2 protein-coding genes are annotated in these 839 nt (G+C 39.9%); both read left to right on the top strand.

Annotated elements, in window-relative coordinates; genetic code table 11:
- The coding region (locus tag JMX92_RS13380) for an IS630 transposase-related protein (protein ID WP_201546161.1) at positions 1 to 335 on the top strand (335 nt) is incomplete at its 5' end.
- On the top strand, positions 274 to 834 hold the full coding sequence (locus JMX92_RS13375) for an IS630 family transposase (RefSeq protein WP_201546160.1): 561 nt from the start codon (positions 274 to 276) through the stop codon (positions 832 to 834). The genes JMX92_RS13380 and JMX92_RS13375, both read left to right, overlap by 62 nt.
- The last annotated feature ends 5 nt before the right edge of the window (positions 835 to 839 follow it).

Raw genomic sequence — 839 nt, 5'->3', positions numbered from 1 at the left:
ATTCAGCAGACTTTCGAGCTCAAGTGATTAAAAGTGTCGAACAACAAGGCATGAGTATCAGGCAAGCCAGTGTATTCTATGGTATTAGTAAGGCCACGCTACAGAATTGGCTCAAAGATCCTAGTATTAAACTAACTCGCAATAAACCACCAAATAAAATACCTAATGAAGCGCTATTAAAAGATGTTGAACAGCATCCAGACGATTACATGTACGAAAGAGCACAGCGTTTTGGATGTAGTAAGTCGGGCATCGAGGCCGCTTTAAAACGTCTTGGCATTAGTCAAAAAAAAGACCTTAGAGCATCCAAAAGCTTGCCCATTAAACAGAGCTAAATATCTAAGTAAACTGGGCGACTACATCGCTCAAGGCTATGCAATTGTATACATGGATGAAAGCGGCTTTGAGTCTGAAACCATTCGTTCTCATGGTTATTCACCTATTGGAACCCCTTGCATTGATTGCTATAACTGGCAAGGTAAAAAGCGCACCAACGTTATTGGTGCCTTATATAAAAAAGCGTTATTTGCCCTAGATTACTTCGAAAAGAATATCAATGGCGATATATTCTACAACTGGTGCAAAGACACGCTAATACCAAGCCTTAAAACTAAATGCGTGATTGTCATGGATAACGCTAGCTTTCACAAACGCGTTCAGAGATTGCTCAATAGACATGGTCATCGCCTGCTATTTCTACCGCCTTATAGTCCCGATTTAAACCCTATTGAGAAAAAATGGGCACAGGCGAAGTTTTTGCGCCAAGGGTGGATGGAGAATAATTTACCTAAACTGTTTCATGATATGGGTTGTACCAATTTTATTTTGGATTGACTATA

The sequence above is a fragment of the Psychrobacter sp. H7-1 genome (assembly GCF_904846585.1).
GTDB classification, from domain to species: domain Bacteria; phylum Pseudomonadota; class Gammaproteobacteria; order Pseudomonadales; family Moraxellaceae; genus Psychrobacter; species Psychrobacter raelei.
The sequence above is the reverse complement of the archived record's forward strand: the minus strand, read 5'-3'. Positions and strand labels throughout refer to the sequence as shown.